The sequence below is a fragment of the Rhodoferax lithotrophicus genome, assembly GCF_019973615.1.
GTDB classification, from domain to species: domain Bacteria; phylum Pseudomonadota; class Gammaproteobacteria; order Burkholderiales; family Burkholderiaceae_C; genus Rhodoferax; species Rhodoferax lithotrophicus.
On sequence record NZ_AP024238.1, the window covers coordinates 2,669,395 to 2,691,653 of the forward strand.

General features: G+C 56.9%; 19 protein-coding genes. 6 read left to right on the plus strand and 13 right to left on the minus strand.

Annotated features, from left to right (window positions below):
- Window positions 1-10: 10 nt before the first annotated feature.
- From LDN84_RS12310 to LDN84_RS12335, 6 genes are read right to left on the minus strand one after another with little or no spacing between them, the layout of a single operon-like run.
- Complete coding sequence (locus tag LDN84_RS12310) at window positions 11-1,198, minus strand: thiolase family protein (RefSeq protein WP_223903753.1); 1,188 nt, start codon at window positions 1,196-1,198, stop codon at window positions 11-13.
- Entirely contained in the window at window positions 1,177-2,646 is a 1,470-nt protein-coding gene (locus tag LDN84_RS12315) for an AMP-binding protein (RefSeq protein ID WP_223903754.1), read from the minus strand. The genes LDN84_RS12310 and LDN84_RS12315 overlap by 22 nt, the downstream gene beginning before the upstream one ends.
- Window positions 2,643-3,212 (minus strand): biotin transporter BioY, encoded by a 570-nt coding sequence (locus LDN84_RS12320; protein WP_223903755.1) that lies wholly within the window; start codon window positions 3,210-3,212, stop codon window positions 2,643-2,645. The genes LDN84_RS12315 and LDN84_RS12320 overlap by 4 nt, the downstream gene beginning before the upstream one ends.
- 47 nt (window positions 3,213-3,259) lie before the next feature.
- The gene (locus LDN84_RS12325) at window positions 3,260-3,853 is read right to left on the minus strand and encodes a CbiQ family ECF transporter T component (protein ID WP_223903756.1); all 594 of its coding nucleotides are present in this window, start codon (window positions 3,851-3,853) and stop codon (window positions 3,260-3,262) included.
- A 21-nt stretch (window positions 3,854-3,874) separates the two neighbouring features.
- Complete coding sequence (locus LDN84_RS12330) at window positions 3,875-4,651, minus strand: energy-coupling factor ABC transporter ATP-binding protein (protein ID WP_223903757.1); 777 nt, start codon at window positions 4,649-4,651, stop codon at window positions 3,875-3,877.
- 21 nt (window positions 4,652-4,672) lie between these two features.
- The gene (locus tag LDN84_RS12335) at window positions 4,673-5,332 is read right to left on the minus strand and encodes a ProQ/FINO family protein (protein ID WP_223903758.1); all 660 of its coding nucleotides are present in this window, start codon (window positions 5,330-5,332) and stop codon (window positions 4,673-4,675) included.
- Between the two features lie 70 nt (window positions 5,333-5,402).
- On the opposite strand from LDN84_RS12335, the gene LDN84_RS12340 reads away from it, so the two are divergent.
- From LDN84_RS12340 to LDN84_RS12355, 4 genes are all read left to right on the plus strand, one after another.
- Window positions 5,403-8,027, plus strand: a complete 2,625-nt coding sequence (locus tag LDN84_RS12340) for a circularly permuted type 2 ATP-grasp protein (RefSeq protein WP_223903759.1) — start codon at window positions 5,403-5,405, stop codon at window positions 8,025-8,027.
- Window positions 8,024-8,989 carry a transglutaminase family protein gene (locus LDN84_RS12345; RefSeq protein ID WP_223903760.1) on the plus strand — a complete coding sequence of 322 codons (966 nt, stop codon included), beginning with the start codon at window positions 8,024-8,026 and terminating at the stop codon, window positions 8,987-8,989. Before LDN84_RS12340 ends, LDN84_RS12345 begins: the two co-directional genes overlap by 4 nt.
- A gap of 100 nt (window positions 8,990-9,089) precedes the next feature.
- Window positions 9,090-9,548, plus strand: coding sequence for a RidA family protein (locus tag LDN84_RS12350; RefSeq protein WP_223903761.1), 459 nt, complete (start codon window positions 9,090-9,092; stop codon window positions 9,546-9,548).
- Window positions 9,549-9,595: 47 nt separating this feature from the next.
- Window positions 9,596-11,494, plus strand: coding sequence for a sensor histidine kinase (locus LDN84_RS12355; RefSeq protein ID WP_223903762.1), 1,899 nt, complete (start codon window positions 9,596-9,598; stop codon window positions 11,492-11,494).
- Here LDN84_RS12355 and LDN84_RS12360 read toward each other — a convergent pair.
- Window positions 11,491-12,180, minus strand: coding sequence for a response regulator transcription factor (locus tag LDN84_RS12360; RefSeq protein ID WP_223903763.1), 690 nt, complete (start codon window positions 12,178-12,180; stop codon window positions 11,491-11,493). The two genes, LDN84_RS12355 and LDN84_RS12360, sit on opposite strands and share 4 nt — an antisense overlap.
- Before the next feature lie 192 nt (window positions 12,181-12,372).
- Between LDN84_RS12360 and LDN84_RS12365 the strand changes: the two genes are divergently transcribed.
- Window positions 12,373-14,415 carry a fibronectin type III domain-containing protein gene (locus tag LDN84_RS12365; protein WP_223903764.1) on the plus strand — a complete coding sequence of 681 codons (2,043 nt, stop codon included), beginning with the start codon at window positions 12,373-12,375 and terminating at the stop codon, window positions 14,413-14,415.
- A gap of 17 nt (window positions 14,416-14,432) precedes the next feature.
- Here LDN84_RS12365 and LDN84_RS23000 read toward each other — a convergent pair whose 3' ends face one another.
- From LDN84_RS23000 to LDN84_RS12400, 6 genes are all read right to left on the minus strand, one after another.
- Window positions 14,433-16,304 (minus strand): methyl-accepting chemotaxis protein, encoded by a 1,872-nt coding sequence (locus tag LDN84_RS23000; protein ID WP_276572398.1) that lies wholly within the window; start codon window positions 16,302-16,304, stop codon window positions 14,433-14,435.
- Between the two features lie 45 nt (window positions 16,305-16,349).
- On the minus strand, window positions 16,350-16,826 hold the full coding sequence (gene folK / locus LDN84_RS12380; protein ID WP_223903765.1) for a 2-amino-4-hydroxy-6-hydroxymethyldihydropteridine diphosphokinase: 477 nt from the start codon (window positions 16,824-16,826) through the stop codon (window positions 16,350-16,352).
- Window positions 16,827-16,892: 66 nt separating this feature from the next.
- Complete coding sequence (gene pcnB / locus LDN84_RS12385) at window positions 16,893-18,479, minus strand: polynucleotide adenylyltransferase PcnB (RefSeq protein ID WP_223903766.1); 1,587 nt, start codon at window positions 18,477-18,479, stop codon at window positions 16,893-16,895.
- A 44-nt stretch (window positions 18,480-18,523) separates the two neighbouring features.
- Window positions 18,524-19,195 (minus strand): HAD family hydrolase, encoded by a 672-nt coding sequence (locus LDN84_RS12390; RefSeq protein WP_223903767.1) that lies wholly within the window; start codon window positions 19,193-19,195, stop codon window positions 18,524-18,526.
- Window positions 19,192-19,875, minus strand: coding sequence for a DnaA regulatory inactivator Hda (gene hda, locus LDN84_RS12395; RefSeq protein WP_223903768.1), 684 nt, complete (start codon window positions 19,873-19,875; stop codon window positions 19,192-19,194). The genes LDN84_RS12390 and hda overlap by 4 nt, the downstream gene beginning before the upstream one ends.
- Entirely contained in the window at window positions 19,875-20,963 is a 1,089-nt protein-coding gene (locus LDN84_RS12400; RefSeq protein WP_223903769.1) for an AI-2E family transporter, read from the minus strand. Before LDN84_RS12400 ends, hda begins: the two co-directional genes overlap by 1 nt.
- Window positions 20,964-21,137: 174 nt before the next feature.
- On the opposite strand from LDN84_RS12400, the gene purM reads away from it, so the two are divergent.
- Window positions 21,138-22,184 carry a phosphoribosylformylglycinamidine cyclo-ligase gene (gene purM, locus LDN84_RS12405; RefSeq protein ID WP_223903770.1) on the plus strand — a complete coding sequence of 349 codons (1,047 nt, stop codon included), beginning with the start codon at window positions 21,138-21,140 and terminating at the stop codon, window positions 22,182-22,184.
- The last annotated feature ends 75 nt before the right edge of the window (window positions 22,185-22,259 follow it).

The window sequence follows — 22,259 nt, forward strand, 5'->3', positions numbered from 1 at the left end:
TTGTGCCAACTCAGAGTCGTTTAAAAATTGCGGCAGAGCCAATACCACCGGCACCCGCAACGGCGACCAGCCCACAAGCACCAGAGGCTTCATCGCGGTGTAAGTCAGACAACATACGAACCATTGAAATGGCCCCGGAAGCGCCAATGGGGTGGCCTCGCGCCAAACCACCACCACGCCGGTTGATACGTGCCGGGTCAAGCCCGAAGGCCTTGCAAAAACTTAAGCCCTGCACCGCAAAGGCATCATGCAACTCAATCACCCCCATACGCTCCATGGACTCCAGCCCGGCACGTGAGAGTGCCGCCATCGCAGCTTTTTCCGCAACGACCAATGGTGTGCCCGAATCCCCCCCCACCGATGCTGAAGTTACCCAAGCTGCCAATGGGGAAAGACCAAGTCCCTTGCAAGCCTGCGGGGTAGCCAGCAATACCAGCGCGGCACCATCGGCTTTCGCCGCAATGGCCAGGGTGCTGACCGAGCAATCCGTTGGTGGGTCTTCACATGGCTTGGCCACGCTCTGCATGGCCGTCGCTTGCACCGCAACGGGCATCCGGGCAACCCGCAAAAGATCCATTACCCGTGGATACGCATCCAGTTGCAGGCCGTGAACTGGCACGATCTCAGTAGCCAGTGCTACCCGATGTGTCATGGCGCGTTGATGACTGAGTACCGCATAGGCATCTTGCTGAACCCGGCTGAATCCGTACTGCTGCGCATAGTCTGCGGCAGACACGAGCAAATCAGGATCTCGCGAAGGATCGGGGGAAAACGCGGGTCTCTCATACACAACGGCGGGCTCGTCGGCAGACATCGGTCGTACTTGCCGGATCGGTGATCGGCTCCAGGCCTCCACGCCGCCAGCAATCACCACAGAGGCCTGGCCAGACGCCAACAAGCCCACAGCCATGGAGACAGCATCCACCCCGGAACAGCACTGTGTGTCTATTGAGAAGGCCGCGCAACCGTCTGGCAGGCCTGAGGCCAGCGCCAGCATCCGGGCCGGGTTGCCACCTGCCCCCAAAGCATTGCCGATCACAACCGCATCAACCGCTTGTGCAGGTACACCGGCACGCTGCAACAGCACGCGCAACACCGGGGCGGCAATCTCGTGCGGCTGCAAAGCGCCAAACGCCCCTCCATGGGGCGCTACGGCGCTACGTGCCCAGGCTGCAATCAGCGCAAGGGGGTCAGACATGGCAACCCTGGTAATACCGTCGACTCAAGGTGATTGTGCAGACTTTGCGCCAGCGTTCGGTGGTCGGTCTTGCCGCTGGCCGTCAGGCACCAGTCCTGACAGACAAAATAGCGCCGGGGCGACTTGTAGGCCTCCAGACTTTGACGACACCAAGTGGAAAGCTGCAATGGGCTAGGCCACACCGTTGTCGGGGCTTGTTGCAGTTTGAGAATAGCGACAATCTGACAACCACGAAGCGGATCCTCCACCCCATGCACGGAAGCGCTTTCAATGGCGGGATGCATCTCCAGAATAGCCTCCAGCTCCTCCGCAAACAAGTTTTTCCCTTTGGTCACGATCATGCGGTTTTGACGACCCGCCAGGCAAAGATACCCCTGCGCATCAAGGTATCCCAGGTCGCGTACACACAGCCAGTCACCGTCTCGGATGGCCGCAGTGTTGTCATCACCCGCCACCACATAGTCCATGAAAACCATGGGACTGCGCACATAGATCAAACCCACGTGTTCATTGTGACCAATGGTGAAGGAGCTGTCGTTTGCGTTGGTGTTGCCACGCACCTGTATCTCCACGTTATTGAATGGGCGGCCCACCACCTGCATGGGCAGCGTGTCATCGGTGTCCATCCAGGCAACAAAACTGGTCTCTGAAGACCCATAAAACTCGATGATGCGTGCACATGGAAACAGAGCACGAAGTTCTGCGGTACGAGCACGAATCCAGCGCGAACCACTGATCAAAATGAGTCTGACGGCTTCAATCGGGGCAGAGCCCCGATGCCTTGCGACTTCTACCATCAGCATCAGCTGGCTGGGCACGGCAACCAGGCAAGGGGTGAGCCCAGCACGCAAAGTGTCCAGTGCACGGGCAGCCGAAAAATGTTCTTGCACCACGACACCCCCGCCAGTCCAAAGTCCCAGCAGCATGCCAAACAGAAAGAGCGAGTGTGAATCTTTGCCAGGAGCCAGAATGCAGCTGCCAGCGTCAGGCCCGAACTCGTTCAGGCAGGCCCGAAAGCTGCTGGTCCACGATTGGTGGTCCCGCATGTAACCCTTGGGTGACCCGGTGCTGCCGGACGTGTACCCCACATAGAAAGCTGATGCAGGCAGCGGCTGAGACAGATCAGTGGCCTGTGTGCTCATGGACATAGATACTGTCTGACGAACAACTGCTGGCCAATCCGGGTTTGCAACAACCGCACAACGACCACTGGCGATGATGCCCAGAAAGTCCACCAACCGATCCATCACCGGTAATGCGTCATTCACCATCAGCTTTGCCGGTGCACGCGCCTGCACGATGTCGCAACAGCGCTGTGTCACAGCCGCATAAAGCTGTGCAAAGGTAAGTCCCTGCACCCCACTCTGAATGGCCACAGCATCACCGCGCGAATGGGCCCAGTCTGCCAGAGGCGCATGCACCAGGTTGCCCCATTCTCCCTGGTTCATTTCAGCGCACGGCCTCCAAAGTGCCAATCTGGCACACCACGGGCTACTGTGTGCACCACCATGGCACACAGCGCACATTTGATCAAGTCACCGGGGACAAAGACCAGCGTACCCAAGAAGGCCTGTGTCCACGTCAAATGGGCTATCTTCACCAAGCCCGCAACGCCGAGGGCATGTACGGTGAGCAAACCGCCAAAACTGGACGCGATAAAGGCGCTGATTGCGGTACGCCCGGGTGTGCCGCACGGAAGCAGGCTCATCATCCAGCCGGTCACAAAAGCGCCAAAGGGCATACCAATCAAATAACCGGTTGAAGGTGCCATAAACACACCCAAGCCACCACGCCCACCGGACAGAAGCGGCAACCCCAAAGCCAAGGCACACAAAAACAGCAACATGGCTTGTAAACCTCTTTTGGGACCCAACAGACAACCTGCCAGCATCACGCCAAGTGTCTGAAGTGTGATCGGTACCCCCAGAGGTAAATCAATTTTGGGAACAAGGCCAAGAACAGCCATCAATGCGGCAAACAAGGAGACAAGGGCCAGAGAACGGGATGACTTCATGATGAGAGCAATAATGTTTCAAAAAAAAGTGAACGGCCATAACGGCATCATTCACCCAGACGCAATTCGAGTGTATCTGCGACCCGGCGCGCGGAGACCAGCATCTTGATGGTCAGCGGTGCCAGGATCGTCAGACCACCGGCTTTCCCGGTGCGGATGCGATGTGCATCATCAAGTCGCTTCCAAACCACGAAAAAATGTTCGGTGAAGCGCAACATCATGGCCAACTGCAAAGCAAGTCGCTCGGTCTTGATACCCACACGCTGCAGCGGTGAGAGCAGGCTCTCAAACACACTCAACAAATCTCTGGAGCGCGTGGTCAAGGTCAGCGCAATCCCGAGCAGCGACGCACTGAAGAGTCGCAGGGCACTCACCATACCCAGCACAGGTTGATGCATGTAGGCATGAAATACCATGATCAAAAGACCGGCCAGCAGAACGGCCCTCACCAGTTTGAACGCCGGGTAAGTGGCTCGCCCGAGTGAGGCAAACAGCAGACTACACGCCAATGCGCTGACCATGAGCACATTGCTACTGTCCAACAGAAACTGCACTGAGCCAAGTACGGCAAAAAAAATCAACTTGATGGCGGCCGGAACCCGATGCAACCAGGTTTGATGTTCACTGTAAAGACTTCCCACGGCGTATGGTCCTGTGTGCGCTCAGCGAATTGACTCGGGGCTATCAGGTAGACCGTCATTAAACGACAGGGCCTGTGCGGCAAGGCGCGCTGCCACATCTGATTCGTAGGCAGCACAAACACTTTGACCGGAACCATCCGCCCGCACCTGACCTTTATCCAGCCAGATGACACGCTCAAAGCTGCGAACATGGTGCAACAGATGTGTCGACACAATCACCTGCTGGCTGGCCTTGGCAATGTCCATGCCGAGCAACGCCTGTCCAGGAAGGTCAAGGCTGGCAAAAGGTTCATCCAGCAGCAGCAACTCGGGTGAAGCAATCATCAAGGCAAGCCAGCACACGTGTTGGCGCTGCCCCTGACTCAGGCTGCCAATGGTTCGTTCTGACCAATGTGCCAAGCCTCTGGAGGCCAAAAAATCACGTGCCCTGGTGATAGCCTCACGGCGCGATATGCCGCTAGGGCTCAGGCCCAGCGCCAGCTCTTCCTCGACTGTCGGAAAGATGATCTGGTCATCCGGATTCTGAAACATCATGCCGACCATGCCGGGACGCTTGGAATTGACTTGATGCGCGTCAATGTGACGGACCCGCACGCTGCCGGACTGCGGTGTATCCAGGCCACAAATCATGCGAAAGAGACTGCTCTTGCCTGCGCCGTTGTCGCCAATCAGCCCGATTCGCGACTCGTTGAGCTGAAGTGTCAACGCATCAAATACTTTGCATGAGCCACGCAGCAGAGTGACATCATGGATGTCAAGCAGGGAAATAGCGTTCGATTTGGCTTGCAAGATCGACATAAGATTCCAGGGCAGGAATAGTTACCGGCGCTCTTTCAAGGCTGTACGAACCTGTGCAACCTCCATTCCCAGCGATGCAGAAAATTCCTCCACACTTTTACCGCTACTCTCATAGGCCATGACCAGTGCAGCCCGTCGGGCGCGCTGCTGCTCCACCTCGGCAATGGCATCGTCCAGTTGGCTGGCAATGGCCTCATCCAGCAGCGGTAACCGTGACAGGTAATCTTGCCGGGACAGGCCTGATGCCTCGTAAGCCGCCACCAACTGTGCGCGCAGCTTGGGTTTCAAGTCGTCCTTGGAGCGCGCTTGGCGGCGCTGAAACACTTCCATAATCGACAGGAAGACATGCTCCGGGGCCACGTCTTCTACCGGCTTGCCTTCCAGGTCGTGGCGTTTGAGGCCAGCCGCCACACTTTGCAAATAGCGGGTCGAGCGGGTGTGAACGCCCAAGGCGGTCTTGAGGGCATCGCGTTTAAAAACTTCCGGGTGAGCTGCCATCAGTTCCTGAAAAATACCCAGCTTGAGGGGCAAAAAACGTTCCCCAAACAAATGTGGGTAGTACTCAAACAACTTTTCAAGCACAGGCTGGGCAGATTCAAAGCGGTTTTTCCGTTTGCTTTTGACTGCTGAATCAGCAACTTCCATTACTTCGATTGCTGCATCGGTATTTGTGTCGTTCATGTGTGGCATATCAGTTGAGATAACCTGCGATTGTCAACCAAACCGATGCTTCGCTGGCATACTCTGAAAGATGAGTGAAGCCCCTGTCTCCCCTAGCCAAAGTCAACGCCAAAGCCAAACACAGTTTCAGGCTTCGGATGCACCTTCCATCCTACCCAAATCGGGCTTGGCCGAAGTGGGGCATTTTGACGAATTGACCGCCTCACTATCAATTTCAGGAGCATCCCGCGCTGATTTAACAAGCTCCTGGGGGAAATTCTTTGAATATCTCTCTACCGATAGCGCAGCCGACATGGATCAGCGCACGATCAATCTGGCGCGCCAGGTACGCGATAACGGCATCACCTACAACGTCTATGCGGATGAAAATGGCCCGCAACGGCCTTGGTCACTTGACTTGTTTCCATTGCTGATTGAGGCTAAATGTTGGCATCATATTGAAGCTGGCGTGCTGCAAAGAGTGCGCTTGCTCGAACACGTGTTAGCCGATGTGTATGGGCCACAAACCTTGCTGACTCAAGGTTTTTTACCACCCGCATTGGTACACGGCCACCCCGGTTACCTACGAGCCATGCACGGAGTCCAACCTGTGGGGGGGCGCTACCTTCACATTGCTGCCTTTGATCTGGCGCGCGGGCCAGATGGCAATTGGTGGTTGGAGGGACAGCGCACCCAGGCACCTTCCGGCCTGGGCTATTTGCTGGAAAACCGGTTGGCCATCTCGGCGCAATTCAGCCCGGCTTTTGACAGCATGCGGGTGCAGCGGTTGGCCGGTACTTACCGTGCATTGATGGACAGCCTGCGAAGCTTGAGCCCCATGGGTAATGAAGCCCATTTGGCACTCCTTACACCAGGCCCCTACAACGAAACCTATTTTGAACATGCTTATCTGGCACGCTACCTGGGTTTGACCTTGGTCGAAGGTGGCGACTTGCTGGTGCGCGACGAACATCTGTACCTGAAAACTCTTAAGGGCCTGGTGCCAGTGCACGGCTTGCTCAAACGGGTTGATGACCAGTATCTGGACCCCCTTGAACTGCGCGCTGACTCCACCCTGGGTGTGCCAGGCCTGCTGCAAGCCATAAGGGCGGGCAATGTGTTGGTGGCCAATGCACCAGGCACGGCGTTTCTGGAGTCGCCAGCGTTGCTGGGTTTTTTACCCGCCCTGGCACAGAAGTTGTTGGGGGAACCCCTGAAACTTCCCGCTTTGGCCACCTGGTGGTGCGGTGAACGCGGGGCCATGGAAGAAGCCCTGCAGAACCTGCCCACCTGTGCCATCAAACCCACCTACCCTGGCTCGGACATTCATGCCAGTTTTGATGCGGTGCTGGGAAACAAGCTAGACCAGCATGCGCTGGATGAATGGGCTGGACGTATCATGCGCCACCCGCAAGAACACACGATTCAGACCCATACACCGCTGTCGCAAATGCCGACCTGGGCTCAGGCACCAACTACATCAGGAACCCCGGCAGCACCGGGTAACCAAATGCTGGCCCGCTCCGTCATGCTGCGGGTGTTTGCTATTTCAGATGGCGCTCAAGGCTGGCGCGTCTTGCCTGGTGGGCTGGCACGGGTCGCCAGCAAAGGGCAAGACATCACCTCCATGCAACGTGGCGGCAGCAGTGCAGATGTCTGGACCCTGACGCATGGTGAAGTCGATGGCACCACGCTGTTGGCACCCCATTTGTCGCCTGAAAGTTTGATGCAGCGCAAACGCCTGGTAACCAGTCGCGCCGCAGAAAACCTGTTTTGGCTGGGGCGTTATACCGAGCGTGCCGAAAACGCCATTCGCCTGGCACGCCTGACACTGGAATGTTTGCACGGTGAAGAAGATTCCAGCCCAAGCCTGCTGGTCTGGCTCGGACAGATGGCTCAAGCCAATACACTGGTTTTGCCTGGTGTGCCAGCACCCACACAGGCACCGCGGGTATTTGAGCGCTCCCTGATTGACAGCCTGGGCTCCACCACGGCAGCCACCAGCGTAGGTTACTACCTGCGGGCCCTGAAAATGGCCGCCTCCACAGTGCGTGAACGCTTGTCGCAAGAGCATTGGCGCATCATTACCCGAGCTGAGGAAGACCTGTTTGACCGCTTTGCAAGTGCCCGCCAAAAAGCCGACTTCTCAAGTCTGAAGGCACTCCAAATCCTGAAAGATACCAGCGACCACATGGCCGCCATCACTGGTGCCCAAACGGACCGCATGACCCGCGATGACGGCTGGCGCTTGCTCAGCATTGGGCGGCATATTGAACGCCTGGGCTTTCTGTCCAACGCATTACGCCGGGCACTGGCCTGTGGCAGTCTGGAAACCGACAGTGGTTTTGATGCCATGCTGGAGTTGTTTGACAACGCCATCACCTTTCATGCCCAGTTTCAGCAAAGTCATGACCTCGCTGCCCTGATTGATCTGTTGGTGCTGGACCGTGACAACCCGCGCTCGATTGCCTGGGTGGCGCACACCCTGCGCGGCCGCCTGGCCAAACTGGCGGGCTGCGCACCACAAGAACTCAGCGAACTGGCACTGAAAGTACCCAACCCCAATACCTTGGGTTTGGTGCAGTTGTGCGACACCACCTTGCTCACGCAGGTGCTCACCGAGTGCAGCCAGGCGGCCTACGAGGTTTCCGAAGACATCAGCACCACTTACTTCACCCACAGTGGCTTGGTCAATTACAGCGTGGGGGCAGCATGAAACTGGGCATCACGCATGAAACGGTCTATGACTACCGGCCCATGGTCGAAACCGCCCAGCACATGGCCTACCTGACCCCGCTGCAAACCCAGTCGCAAAAACTGCACAGCCACCGGATTGAAGTGCACCCCAGCCCGCCGAATTTGTGCCAGACGATCGACGTGTATGGCAACACCCGCAGTTTTTTTGCCTTGCAGACACCTCACCGTCAGTTGCGCGTGCTGGCATTCAGCGAGGTGAGCACACAACCCAGTACCCTGCCCGCGAGCACCGTGGCGTGGGAAAACGTACGTGAATGCCTGCGCTATCAAGCGGGTGCAACATTTGATGCCGCCAGTGAGTTTGTCTTTGCTTCCCCCATGGTGCCGCGATTAAGCGAATTTGCCCTGTACGCCCGCCCCAGCTTCACCCCTGGACGCAGCCTGCTGGCCGCCGCACTTGACCTGATGCACCGAATGTTTGCCGATTTCACTTATGAGAGCCTGAGCACCGAGATCAATACCCCAGCCTTGCAAGCACTGAATCAACGCAAAGGTGTTTGCCAGGACTTTGCCCACATTTTGATCGCCTGCCTGCGCTCCCTGGGGTTGGCCGCACGTTATGTCAGTGGCTATTTGTTGACACAGCCAGCCCCTGGTACGGTCAAACTCAAAGGCAGCGATGCCTCACATGCCTGGGGTTCGGTGTATCTGCCAGACCTGCCCGAAGGCCAGCGCTGGGTTGACCTGGACCCCACCAATGACCGTGCGGGCTGGCATTCACCGGGTGAAGATTACGTAACCCTGGCTATTGGGCGTGATTTCTCCGATGTATCACCCCTGCGCGGTGTGATTCACGGCGGTGCCAGCCACACGTTGCATGTGGGGGTGACGGTGGAGCCCATGACCGAACCAGATGGCAACCACCCCTCACAATCTCAAAGCCAAAGCCAAAGCCAAAGCCAAAGCAACTCGGCAGTTTAAAATGTGCCTCTGTCAAAATATCAAATTTGATAGCTGCTTACGCTTATATATAAAGCGCTAGAGCCTTTTTTATTACTCATTCTTTACCAAGGAAGCTTTCATGAGCATTTACGCCAAACTCACCCAACTCGGCATCACCCTCCCCCCCGTCGCGGTACCCGCTGCGGCTTATGTGCCATTTGTTCAAACCGGCAATTTGGTGTTTCTGAGTGGTCACATTGCCAAAAAAGACGGCAAAGTATGGGTTGGCCAGTTTGGCAACAACATCAGCACCGAAGAAGGCAAAGCTGCGGCCCGCGCCGTCGCCATTGACCTGATGGGCACCTTACACGCCGCTGTGGGGGACCTCAACCGCGTCAAACGGATCGTCAAATTGATGTCACTGGTGAACTCTACCGGCGACTTCACCGAACAGCATCTGGTGACCAATGGGGCCAGTGAATTGATTGGCGAGGTGTTTGGCACTGAAACAGGAGCCCACGCCCGCAGCGCTTTTGGTGTCGCTCAGATACCGCTGGGTGCTTGCGTTGAAATTGAACTGATTGCCGAAATAGCTTAATCCAGCCTTTCATCCAACGCGAGGTCATCAGCGCCTTTCAGCCAGACATGCCGGGCGAAGTTCTGTATGCCAACGCGGTGCGGATCAGCTTGCACCGGTTGGCCAGCTTTTGCATACTTGCTCTGGCGGTGTGGCTCGGTGGGACACCCATTGCCTCGGCCAGCGTCTGCGACACACCCACACACATTACCCAGGCACAACGAGAGGTGACGCTCAACGGCCGCGTCATTGACCAGGCCACCGTCAGCATACCGGACAAACTGGCTATTGCCTGGCGGCGCGAAGGCATCAAAATTCGCTACACCCTGGATGTGGGCGAATGCAGCGAAGCGGCTGAACAAACACTTTGGCTACCGCGGGTGGGTGGGCCGTATCAGCTCAGTATGCAAGGCCACCCCACCTTGCCCATTCATCCCTTCATTGAGCTCACCCGGCAAGAGCAGACCGACCTTCCCACACTCACGTTCAACGGCCGCTCACCCATGTTGTTCAGAATTCCCAACGGTGCGCACCAAGTGAGTGTGGAACTGCAAACGCTACCCTACATTCCAACAGGGATATCCCGGGCCGAACATGGGTCTTTTGACAACATGTTTCCCAAGCAGATGCAGGCTTATTCCGACGCAGCAGGTGGCATGAGCCTGGTGTCACTGGTCACTTTTGTGATTGGCATTGCCGCCATTGCCCTATGGCGCACGCGCAAACGTGATCTGTTCATTCTCTGGTTTGGTTATATGTGTTTGCTGTGGGGTATACGTGGGTATTTTTACGCCAGTGACCTGGTCAACCTACCACCCCTGTTGTTCGAGCAGCTCAACCCCATGACAGTAAGTCTGTTTGCGGTGGCCTGTTATCGAACCACTTTGCTGATTTTTGACAAAGACACGCCAAAGGCGCGCTCGGGCTTACTGGGCATTGCTGTGTTTTTTGTCACTGCCTTTTCCCTGAGCCTCGCCATTGGATGGGGAGCCTTATTGATAAAGGCGTTGTCATTTGGCTTTGGATTGCTGATACTGACGCTTACACACATCACGATCTGGCGCAATCGTTCCATTTTGGGTTCATGGCGAACAGCCTCTTTTATGCTTGGCTTTTTTGCCTTGGAGGCCAGTGGCATTCACGATGTTTTGGCCGTTGCTGGTCAATTGTCAGCAGATCGAAACTCCTTGATCCTGCACGGTTTTACCGTCCTGCTGATAGCCTACGCCGTGATCTGCGTCCACTTTGTTGTACTTACCTTGAACCAGGCCGAGGCCAGTAATGAGCTGCTGGAGACACGCGTCAGGGAAAAGACCCGGGCATTGGAGAAAAGTTATGAGAAGCTGCGTTCTATAGAGCTGATCCAGGCCCAAGTCCAGGAGCGTGAGCGACTGTTGCGCGACATGCACGATGGCGTGGGGGCTCAACTGATGACAGCCTTGCGTGGTCTGGAGCGCGGCATGCTGGACAAAGAGGCCATTTCACACGCCTTGCAAGATGGTCTGGACGATTTACGCATGCTGATGGACAACGCCGACCCACAAGCCACGCTGACCAACCGCTTGGCCGCTTGGCGCAACCGATGGGATGCGCGCTTGACCTCGCTCGGACTCCAATTACATTGGCAACTATCTGACGATATCGACGACATTGTGCTGCCCGGTGACACCTCGCTGCAGTTGCTGCGCGTGGTGCAAGAAGCCTGCACCAATGTCATCAAACATGCCAATGCCACCCATATCTGGTTGACGGCACGATGCACCGAGGTGCCTGAAGGGCCCATGCTGTACATCGAAGTACGTGACAACGGGCGTGGCGTGGATGCCACGTGCTCTTCAAAAAATGGCCGAGGTAAAGCCAACATGCATTTCAGAGCGAAACAAATTGGCGCTTACCTGGCCATTGAACCTCCGCCACTACCGGACAATGGTTGTTGTGTCAGGTTATGGCTGCCTTGGCCGACTTAGGCGACCAGACCGCGCCGTGCGGCCTCCATGGTGGCCTCTGCACGGTTGGAAATCTCCAATTTTCGGTAAATATCGCGAATGTAGCTGGTCACGGTGTGTTGGCTCAGTGCCAATAATCCGGCAATTTCACTGGCCTTATAACCTTTCGCCAATAAGCGCAGCACGCTGATCTCGCGCTCGGTCAGAGGTGTATCAGACAAAGCCACTTGGGATGAGTCAAATGAAGTGGCAGACAGCGGCCCACTGTGAAAATGGCGCAAGATACGCGCTGCCACCGAGGGCGACAACGCAGGCTCACCCTTTTCGATGCGTTGTAACTGTGCCATCACCAGCGCTGCGGGCTGCGATTTCAGGATATAGCCAGCCGCACCCGAACGAAGGGCGGGGAACACATGGGCATCATCATCGTGGATGGTGGCCACAATCACCACCGCGCCAGGCCTGGCAGCCACCAATTCCTGGATCAGGCTTTCACTGGTGCCATCGGGCAACCCCCAATCCACCAAGGCCAGGCCATAACGATGCTCAGACAAGCGCTCCCTGGCTTGGGCCAATGTGGTTGCAGTATCCACCTGCTGCACTGCGGGCAAGGCTTTTGGCAACAGGTCGGCCAGCCATTCACGCGGCTCATCCAGGTCTTCAACGATCAGTGCGCGCTCAAACAGCGAATGGGTTGGCTCTGGCATAACTAAATGGTGTGTAACACAAGGTATTGTTTTGAATAGCCCAACAAGCTTAACTGACCAGATTCCGCTTGTCTCCCCCAATTTCCAGGGGTGCCATGAACAGAGATCGTCCCCCATGAACTAGGGGGTCACAAACCCAAAGCCTTTGCCTAAGATCGGCGCCAACATTTTGTATCCACGGAGGTTTTACTTATGTATTCAGACTTATTGAGCCGTACAACACTGATGGGAAGTTTGGCTCTTGCACTCTCCTTATCAGGCTGCGGCGGCACAGATTCTGCAAGCACCGCAGGAACAGGTTCGGTCACATTCACCGGATTGGCGGCTACCGGGGCTGGTATTGCCAATGGCACTGTCAATGTCCGTTGTGCATCTGGCCTGCCATATACCGGGACCACCGATGGGAATGGTGTCTTCACCTTAACGCTGGGTACGGACAGAACGCTTCCCTGCATGCTGAAAGTATCCGGGGGTATCCCTAGCGTGACGCTTTACAGCTTTGCACAGGCATCAGGCCGGGTCAACATCACCCCTGCCACTGATTTGGTGGTAGCACGTGCACTGGGTACAGACCCCGACGTAAATTTCAACACGTTTAGCCCGGCCAATGGCAAAACCATTGAAGCCAATTTGAAGGCAGCCAAAACCTATGTCAACCAGCAATTGAGTGACATTACCGGTTCAACCTTTGGAAAAGATTTGCTGACAGGCGCTTTTTCAGTAGGAGACGCAGATGACGAGATCCTTGAAGCTCTGGGCGCGGCAATGAATGCCGCTGGCCAGACCGTGGCACAGTTGCGCCCAGCTGCGCAGGGAAACATCGGTATCTCTTCGTCTGTGCCGGCATTTTTGAATGTTCCAGCGAACCCCAATGCCACGGCCAACAGCGCCAGTCAAATCACGCTGACGTGGACGGCTGTTGCAGGGGCAACCGGCTACAACATCTATCGGGCTAACACCAGTGGTATTGCGATCACTGATGGCAACAAGATCACCACCACACCCGTCACGGGCATCGGTGGTTATGCGGATACCGGGTTGTCCGCCAGTACCCGCTATTTCTACAAAGTAGTGGCTAAAAACTCTGTGGCCGTCAGTTTGGGCTCTGCAGAAGTGTCTGCCACCACCAGCACAGCCAATGGTGGTGGTGGCGGTTCTGGCCTGACTTGCGATACCAGCCAATTTGGACCCGGCGCGGCGGTGACAACACCCACCGCAGAACAACTGGCCAGTTTCGCCCGTACTTACACAGGAAGTGAAGGCAGCTACGGCCCCAACCCAGGTGACTCCTTTGTGGCCACTGGCAGCGCAACTTTGGTGCTCAATGTCAACGGCACGGCAACTTACAACGGCGACAACTACACACCCACCTCGTACTGTCTGGAGACATTAACAGGTAGTGCAGGCACTCAATTGGTTATCCATGCGGGAGCGATGAGCCATTTTGACCTCAAGACAAGCGGTGCATGGTCTGGCTATACAAGTGCAGGCAAGGTCGTCACAGACGCTGCCTATTCAGGAGGTGGCGGCAATACATCTTTGGGATCATTGGCCATCAGTGGAAATCCGGTGGGTATCGCGGGTGCCGCCGTTCCCTCTGCGTTCAACCCAACGGCTTACGGCACACACCCCACTGCGGCAGTGTCATGGAGCATGCCAGGAGGTGCAACCCCATGGTACATATCTATCAATGGCCATGTGGTGACATCTGGCAGTGCATTTGGAGCCTGGCAAAAACAAGTCGTTCTGGCTGGGGTGGAGTCACTCGGTGTATCTTTTGACCTGCCCAATGGCCACATCACCTTTACCAATGTCTCACTGCCTCCATTTTCAGTGGCTCAAACCGGAACACTGACATTAAACGGCACACTGAATGTTCCGCCAGCGACTGGCTCCGCCGTGACAATCACCGGCACGGGTACCCATGCGGCGGGTACCGGACTGGATGCACCTTCAGCCAGCTTGCAGACCTTCCTGCTCGGATCAACCACCAAAAACATCTACACATGGAATGGTGGTAAAGGGGTGAGCATTCAACTTGACAGTTATTCCAGCGGCTTAAAAACTGTGACACTGACCAACTCAGCTGGGCCAAGCTGGAGGATTCTGGATGCGGGAGCAACCGTCAACGTCAATACAAGCGCCAAGACTGTCACCTTCAGCACCGCCAGCTTGAGCGGCATCTCCCCTACCACTTCGTCCATCACACTCAATGGCACGTTGACACTGCCATGAGTCCTTCCACGTCTGGATTAAAAAGTCTCCCAGTCTGAGTCTGCTGCTGGTTTAGTGACACTTTTGGAAGTGGCCGTCTTGGCCAGCACCGGATGACTCAAGGCCGCCTTGTGAGCAGTGGGCTTTAGTGCACTCCCCAGCTGTTTGGCAGCAGGTTGGGGAGCCAGCGCGGGCTTCGCCTTGGGCGCAGACAGCTTGACGGGGCTGCGGTAAGCCACTCGTTGTGGCCTGGGCGTAATATCACGTGGCGGACGTTGCGCAAGCGTCAAGCTCGAGCCGTTGGTTTTGAATACCGCCACGGCACGCGCCAACTGATCAGCCTGATCACGCAGGCTCTCGGCGGCAGCAGCACTTTGCTCCACCAAAGCCGCGTTTTGCTGGGTCATTTGATCCAGGTTGCCAATCGCTGCGTTGATCTCCGAAATACCAGCACTTTGCTCGCCCGAAGCGGCGGTAATTTCGCCAATGACCTCAGCCACCTTGCGCACCGAGTTCACGATGTCGGTCATCGTGATGCCAGCATCAGACACCAACTGCGTGCCGGAAGCCACTTTTTCGACCGATGAATTGATCAACAGCTTGATCTCTTTGGCCGCCTCGGCACTGCGCCCGGCCAAAGAACGCACTTCACTGGCAACCACGGCAAACCCTCTGCCCTGTTCGCCCGCGCGGGCTGCTTCAACCGCAGCATTCAGCGCCAGAATATTGGTTTGAAAGGCAATGCTGTCGATCACACCAATGATGTCGGCAATTTTCCGGCTGCTGACATTGATGTCTTCCATGGTACTCACCACCTGGCGCACCACCGAGCCACCCCGCTCGGCCACATTGGATGCAGCAGCGGCCAGTGTGCTGGCCTGGCGCGCATTGTCAGCACTTAAATGCACCGTTTGGGTCAAATGATCCATGCTGGAGGCGGTGGACTGCAGATTGCTTGAGGTTTGCTCTGTGCGATGAGCCAGATCGTTGTTGCCAGCAGCAATTTCCGTACTGGCATTGGCAATGCTATCGGTGCTGTGGCGTACCTGGTTCACCATCTGCCCCAAAGATTGACCCATACTCGCCAGCGATTTCATCAGGTCACCAAATTCGTCACCCCGATGCGTGTCAACCTGGACACTGAGATCACCTTTGGCAATACATGCCGCTATTTCATTGGCTTGCATCAAAGGTTGACGGATGGTGCGAATCAGCCACGCCGCACCGGCCAAAATACCCAGCACCAACAGCAGCATCAAACTACTGGACAACATGATCAGGTCATTGGCCCGCTGGGCATATCCGGCACGCGTGGCTTCATAAGACTGCTCTTGTATGGCCACAAAATCACGAAGCGACTGTTGGTACGTCGCCATGGCCGGGAAATACTGTGTCTTCAACGTCTGGGTAACCTCTGCCGAAACTTGAGCTGCACCCTCCGCAGATTGGGTTGTGGCGTCCCCTGACGGCTTGGCTGCATTGGTGACAGCCATGACATCGGCACGCTGTTTCATGGCCAGTGCACGTGTTTCCAGAACACGTTGACGGTTGTTGGCAATGGTTGCCAGCTGGGTACGGTCAGCCGGTGTGAGGTTTTCTGAGTCGATGGCTTTTTGAAGCTTGCCGATCTCGGCCGAAGTCGCCGCAATGGCCTCTTTCAGGCCACTCTCCACGGCAGGGTCATTGCTGAGCAACACGGCTTGAGAACGTGCAGCATTGGTCTGTGTATGACCAGCCCAGGCAAGAGCCAGTTTGACACGCTGGTTGAGTGCGTCGAGTTCAGCCGTGCTGTGCGCTCGATCACTCGCCGAACGCACCGCGGTGTAACCCACCACCATACCAATACCCAGCACAATGAGTAATGCCGAAAGCCACAGTTTGGAAGCCAATCGAAGGTTTTGCAAATTCATAGACAGTTCCAATTCAATAACGGGCGGACAGGCATCTTAGCGCGGTTACAGGCGGGCAATTGATTGTGAAGCAACTGCGGCCAATTGGGCCGGGCTGACCAGGTGTGGCGCAATTTCGGCCAACGGAAGAATCACAAAAGCCCGCGCCCACATGCGAGGATGCGGCACCACCAGCGTGGGGCTTTGGATGCTCGCCTGACCGTACAGCAAGATATCCAGATCAAGCGTGCGGGGCGCATTCTGATAGGGGCGCAGGCGTCCCGCCCGATTTTCAAGATGCTGCAATTTTAATAGCAACTCATGCGCATCCATACTTGTTTTCAAGCCAATAACGGCATTGATAAAATCTGGACCAACAGCTTCAAACGGGGCGCTTCGGTACAGGCTTGAACACGCCAGCAAATGGCAATCTGGCAAGTGCCCTAACTGATCAATACATGAACTCAGCGTGGCCTGCGCGTCTCCCAGATTGGCCCCCAGGCTGATGTAGACCACAACCTCCGGGCACGTGGATTCAGTCATGTTTACCCTCAAGCCGACAACTCCGGGCAATGAAGGGAACACGCATGACCTGCGCCGTACCAAGGCTCACTCAGGTGCACCCTGATTTGCTGCGTCACCTCCAGTGTTGCCAGTGGGGCGACGGCGACGGCGGCGTTTTTTGGGGGCAGAAGCCTCCGTGGTTTCCACCGGGGTGACCAACGCGTCGGCGGTTGTTGGAGCCTTGTCAGGGTTGGTTGCGACTTCGGCATTGCTGGCCGGTACTTTGTGAACCCTGGGTGAACGTGGGGCCCGAGCCGGGCGGGTGCGTTGTTGTTGCTCCAGCTTGACCGCATCAACCATGTCGTTGCGCAGGTTGTCATCGGCCAGGCTGAACTCTTCCCACCAGTCGGACAACACTTCTTCCAGCTCACCGTTTTCGGCACGCAGGCGCATGAAGTCAAACGCCGCCCGAAAACGTGGCTGCTCCACCAGGCCAAACGGCGCACTGCCCACCCGTTTTTCAAAACGCGGCTGCATCATCCAGATCTCGCGCATGTCGCCGGCCAGCTTGCCCCGGCCAGACACGTCGCCAATGCGGGCATTGAACACATCGTCAATGGCATCCATCAGCGCCGGGTGCGGGTGCTGATTTTTCAGGCGGGCCGCCCAGCCATCACGCACATCGGCCCACAACACGCAAGCCAGCAGGAAGCTCGGCGCTACCGGTTTGCCCTCGCCGACACGGCGATCCGTGTCTTGCAGGGCGGATTGGACAAACGGAGTCTCGGCACGCTCCACCACCACGTCCAGCAGCGGGTAAATACCCTGCGCCATGCCCAGCGTTTTCAACTGCTCGATGGAGGCCAGCGCATGGCCGGTTTGCAGCAGTTTGAGCATTTCATCAAACAAGCGGCTTTGCGGGATTTCGGTCAACAAAGCCCGTGACTTCACCAGCGGTGTAGCCGTTTTGGGCTCCAGCTTGAAGCCCAGTCCGTGCAATTTGGCGACAAAACGAATGGCGCGAATGATGCGCACCGGGTCTTCACGGTAACGTGCCACCGGGTCACCAATCATGCGGATCACCCTGGCTTTGGCATCCTTGATGCCGTGGTGGTAATCGACCACGATTTGCGTCTCGGGGTCGTAATACATGGCGTTGATGGTGAAATCGCGCCGCGCTGCATCCTCATCCTGCGGGCCCCAGACGTTGTCACGCAACACCCGCCCGGTGCTGTCTACCGCGTGCTTCATGCCAGCCAGCTCGCTCTTGCTGGTTTTCTCATTGCCCGCTACCTGCTCGGCAGCGGCATTGTCCAGAAACGCCCGGAAGGTGGAAACCTCAATCACTTCATGCTCACGGCCCCGCCCGTACACCACGTGCACGATGCGAAAACGTCGACCGATGATGAAAGCCCGGCGGAACAAGCCTTTGACCTGCTCCGGTGTGGCATTGGTGGCCACGTCAAAGTCTTTGGGGGCCAGCCCGAGCATCAGGTCGCGCACCGCGCCACCCACGATGTAGGCCTCAAAGCCGGCTTGTTGGAGTGTGCGCACCACATTGAGGGCCCGCTCATCGACCAGTTTGGGGTTAATGCCGTGCTCGGTTGGGCCGATTTCCATGCGTTTGCCAAAGCGTGACTTGGACGCTGGGCCCGACTTGCCGAGCAACTTGTTGATGAATGTTTTGATCATTATGGTTATCCTGAAGGCTTATCCGTGCGTGTGAACGCTGCCTTTTAAAAAAGGTCGAGTATGCGCCAGCCACGTTGGGTGGCAATGGCACGCAGCCGCTCATCTGGGTTGGTGGCGACCGGGCAGGTGGCTTTTTCAAGCAGCGGCAAGTCATTGATGGAGTCGCTGTAAAAGCTGCACTCCACATCATGCCAGCCCAGACCGCGGGCTGCCAGCCATTGCTCGACCCGGGTCACCTTGCCTTCACGAAAAGACGGTGTGCCCTCAATTTCACCGGTGATCCAGCCAGTGGCCGGGTCACGCGCCAAGTTGATGGCGATCAACTCGGGCACACCAAAAGCCAGCGCAATCGGGCGGGTCACAAACTCATTGGTGGCGGTGACGATCACCACCACATCACCCGCCTGCTGGTGTTGCTGAACCAGGGCCAACGCCTGGGTTTGTATGGCTTTTTGAATCACTGTGCTCATGAATTGGGCGTGAGCAGCTTCTGATTTAATAGCACCTTCACGGCGAATGGCGGCAGTGGCAAAACGCACATAGTCATGAATATCGAGCGTACCAGCCTTGTAGTGCTGGTAATACACCTCGTTGCGGCGGGTAAATTCGGCCGGATCATTCCAGCCCAAGGCGGTGGTGAACACCCCCCATTCATAGTCTGAATCCATCGGAATCAGCGTATGGTCCAGGTCAAACAAAGCTATTTTGAGTGTCACGAGTTGTCCATCATGGTTTTGATCAGGGGGATGGTGATGGCGCGCTGGGTTTGCAGGGCATAGCCGTCCATCAGGTTCAGCAGCTCCATCAATGAACCCAGATCACGGCTAAAACGGGTCAGCATGAAGTCCACCACCTCATCACTTAAAAGAATGCCGCGTGCCTCGGCTGCCTGGCGCAACACGGCACGGCGCTCGGTATCACTCAGGGTTTGCAACGCAAACACATGGCCCCACCCCAGGCGGGAGCGCAAATCGTCACGTAATTTCAGGTCGGCGGGTGGCAAGCTGCCTGCAGCAATCACGGCAATCGGGCGGGTTTGGGCGTTCACAAACCAGTTGAAAGCGGCTTGCTGCTGGCCTGCGTTGAAGGCGTGTACGTCATCCATCAGCACCGCGGCCCAGCGCTCGTCAAATTCGGCCGGGCTGTGGGTATTGGCATCCAGCCAGCCCACTTGTGCGCCCTGCTCTTGCAGCGCCGCGCAGAGCGATTTGAGCAAATGTGTTTTGCCACAACCACTGCCACCCCAAAGATAAATGGGCACCGGCGAGCGCAAGCTGTTTGCCCCATCTCCCAGCCAAAGTTTCAAATGCGCCAACGCCGCCGCATTGGGCCCGGCGCAAAAGTTATCCAGGCTCGGGCCGGTCGGCAGCCCCATGTCCAAGACCAGTTGTTGCATCATGCACCGTCCCGGTAAAGCGCACTGTCCAGGTAAGCGCTGCGCAAACGGCGAACCGCCACCAGCAGCACCGCGCTCAAGGGCAAGGCCATCAGCACCCCGACAAAACCCAGTAATTGACCAAACGCCATCAACGCAAAAATCACCGCCAGCGGGTGCAGGCCAATACGCTCACCCACCAGCCGGGGGGTTAAAAAGAAGCTCTCCAGCATCTGCCCCAAGCCATACACCACCGCCACCATCACCAGCACACTCACATGCCCGGTCTGCGCGGAAAACTCCAGAAAACCGGCCAGGGTAGCCAAAATCAGCCCCAGACCAAAGCCCAGATACGGAATCGCCACGGCTAGGCCAGTGAACACCCCAATCGGCAATGCCAGATCCAGCCCAAACAGCGCCAGTCCTACGCTGTAATACACCGCCAGCATCAGCATCACCAACATCTGCCCACGCAGGTACTGGCCCAGCACGTCATCAGCCTCGGTGGTGAAACTATCGACGGCCGAGCGCAGGCGCGGCGGCACCAGATCCAGCAACAGGCCCATAAAACGGCGCCACTCCATCAACAGGTAAAACAACACCACCGGAATCAGCACCGCATTACCCACCACCGACAACGCCACACTGCCGCCCAGTTTGGCCGAAGCCAGCAGTCGCCCGAGGGCATCCTGAAAATTGGTGTTCAGGTGTTCCATGGCAAACGCCTTGAGTCCGGCCACGTCCAGCGACACATGCACCCCCAACTGCGCAAAAAAGGGTTGCAGCGACCCGTTCAGGCGATCCAGCATGGGCGGCACCTGCTCACGCAGCTGCGGCAACTGTTTGATCAAAATCGGCACCACCAGCAGCATCAGAGCCAACAGCAATAGCAAAAAGATGACCTCAACCAACACCACCGCCAGCAGGCGGGGAATACGACCACGGCCCACATCGTCGAGCCAATCCACCACCGGTGTCAGGGCGTAGGCCAGGATGGCGGCCACTACAAAAGGGGTCAGCACCGGGGCCAATAGCCACAGCAGCGTGACCAGGCCCAGCAGCAGCGCCAGCCAGGAAACAGCTCTTTTTTGTGTGGAAGTAAATTGCATGAAATGGGCGAAAAGCCGGGTCGGTCAAACAAAGTTTCAGTCAAGCCGGACGAAGCTCGTGAGGCGGCAACTAAAATCTGCCCAAATTCTATCGGGCTTGTCTATCGCTTTTGATGCCCATCATGAACGACCCGCAAACCGCATCCTCCCCGTTTTCACTTGAATGACCCTCTCATGACCTCATCCAACACCCCCTCGACCGCCCTTTCCTACAAAGATGCTGGCGTTGACATTGACGCTGGCGACGCACTGGTAGAGCGCATCAAGCCTCTGGCCAAAAAAACCATGCGTGAAGGCGTGCTGGCCGGTATTGGCGGCTTTGGTGCCCTGTTTGAAGTGCCCAAGCGCTATAAAGAACCCGTTTTGGTGAGTGGTACCGACGGTGTTGGCACCAAACTCAAGCTGGCGTTTGAATGGCAAATGCATGACACCGTGGGCATCGACCTGGTGGCCATGAGCGTCAATGACGTGTTGGTGCAAGGCGCTGAACCCCTGTTCTTCCTGGACTACTTTGCCTGCGGCAAGCTCGATGTGGACACCGCGGCGGCCGTGGTGGGTGGCATTGCCAAGGGGTGCGAGTTGTCTGGCTGCGCACTGATTGGCGGCGAAACCGCTGAAATGCCCGGCATGTACCCGGCAGGCGAATACGATCTGGCGGGTTTTGCCGTGGGTGCGGTCGAAAAATCCAAGATTCTGACCGGTGCCGATGTGAAACCCGGCGACGTGGTACTGGGCCTGGCCTCCAGCGGTGTCCATTCCAACGGCTTCAGCCTGGTGCGCAAGTGCATCGAACGTGCAGGTGCCTCCGCCCCCGCCACATTGGACGGCAAACCCTTCAAACAAGCCTTGATGGAGCCGACTCGCCTGTATGTGAAAAACGTGCTGGCTGCGCTGGCCGCCCACCCGATCAAGGCGCTGGCCCACATCACCGGTGGTGGTTTGCTGGAAAACATTCCCCGCGTGTTGCCCGAAGGCACGGCCGCACACCTGGTCAAAGGCAGCTGGCCACAAACCGAGCTGTTTGCCTGGTTACAAGCCACCGCAGGCATTGACGACTTCGAGATGAACCGCACCTTCAACAACGGCATTGGCATGGTGGTGGTGATTGATGCCACCCAGGCTGCCGCCTGCGCTGACACCTTGCGGGCACAAGGCGAAACGGTTTACACCATTGGCAGCATTGCGCCACGTGGACAAGATGCGGCAGTGGTGGTGGCCTGATACGCCAAAACTACTTTTTTGATAGCTACTCACGCTTACGCTTCTTTCGCCAGAGGCTGATTTTTCCTAAAGTCT

Excerpts from the sequence above, each read along its gene's own strand:
- LDN84_RS12340 (WP_223903759.1), top strand. The coding sequence starts at position 5,403 with ATGAGTGAAGCCCCTGTCTCCCCTAGCCAAAGTCAACGCCAAAGCCAA.
- LDN84_RS12350 (WP_223903761.1), top strand. The coding sequence starts at position 9,090 with ATGAGCATTTACGCCAAACTCACCCAACTCGGCATCACCCTCCCCCCC.
- LDN84_RS12310 (WP_223903753.1), bottom strand. The coding sequence starts at position 1,198 with ATGTCTGACCCCCTTGCGCTGATTGCAGCCTGGGCACGTAGCGCCGTA.
- hda (WP_223903768.1), bottom strand. The coding sequence starts at position 19,875 with ATGCAACAACTGGTCTTGGACATGGGGCTGCCGACCGGCCCGAGCCTG.
- purM (WP_223903770.1), top strand. The coding sequence starts at position 21,138 with ATGACCTCATCCAACACCCCCTCGACCGCCCTTTCCTACAAAGATGCT.
- LDN84_RS12345 (WP_223903760.1), top strand. The coding sequence starts at position 8,024 with ATGAAACTGGGCATCACGCATGAAACGGTCTATGACTACCGGCCCATG.
- LDN84_RS12365 (WP_223903764.1), top strand. The coding sequence starts at position 12,373 with ATGTATTCAGACTTATTGAGCCGTACAACACTGATGGGAAGTTTGGCT.
- LDN84_RS12335 (WP_223903758.1), bottom strand. The coding sequence starts at position 5,332 with ATGAACGACACAAATACCGATGCAGCAATCGAAGTAATGGAAGTTGCT.
- LDN84_RS12400 (WP_223903769.1), bottom strand. The coding sequence starts at position 20,963 with ATGCAATTTACTTCCACACAAAAAAGAGCTGTTTCCTGGCTGGCGCTG.
- folK (WP_223903765.1), bottom strand. The coding sequence starts at position 16,826 with ATGACTGAATCCACGTGCCCGGAGGTTGTGGTCTACATCAGCCTGGGG.
- LDN84_RS23000 (WP_276572398.1), bottom strand. The coding sequence starts at position 16,304 with ATGAATTTGCAAAACCTTCGATTGGCTTCCAAACTGTGGCTTTCGGCA.
- LDN84_RS12360 (WP_223903763.1), bottom strand. The coding sequence starts at position 12,180 with ATGCCAGAGCCAACCCATTCGCTGTTTGAGCGCGCACTGATCGTTGAA.
- LDN84_RS12320 (WP_223903755.1), bottom strand. The coding sequence starts at position 3,212 with ATGAAGTCATCCCGTTCTCTGGCCCTTGTCTCCTTGTTTGCCGCATTG.
- LDN84_RS12330 (WP_223903757.1), bottom strand. The coding sequence starts at position 4,651 with ATGTCGATCTTGCAAGCCAAATCGAACGCTATTTCCCTGCTTGACATC.
- LDN84_RS12315 (WP_223903754.1), bottom strand. The coding sequence starts at position 2,646 with ATGAACCAGGGAGAATGGGGCAACCTGGTGCATGCGCCTCTGGCAGAC.
- pcnB (WP_223903766.1), bottom strand. The coding sequence starts at position 18,479 with ATGATCAAAACATTCATCAACAAGTTGCTCGGCAAGTCGGGCCCAGCG.
- LDN84_RS12355 (WP_223903762.1), top strand. The coding sequence starts at position 9,596 with ATGCCGGGCGAAGTTCTGTATGCCAACGCGGTGCGGATCAGCTTGCAC.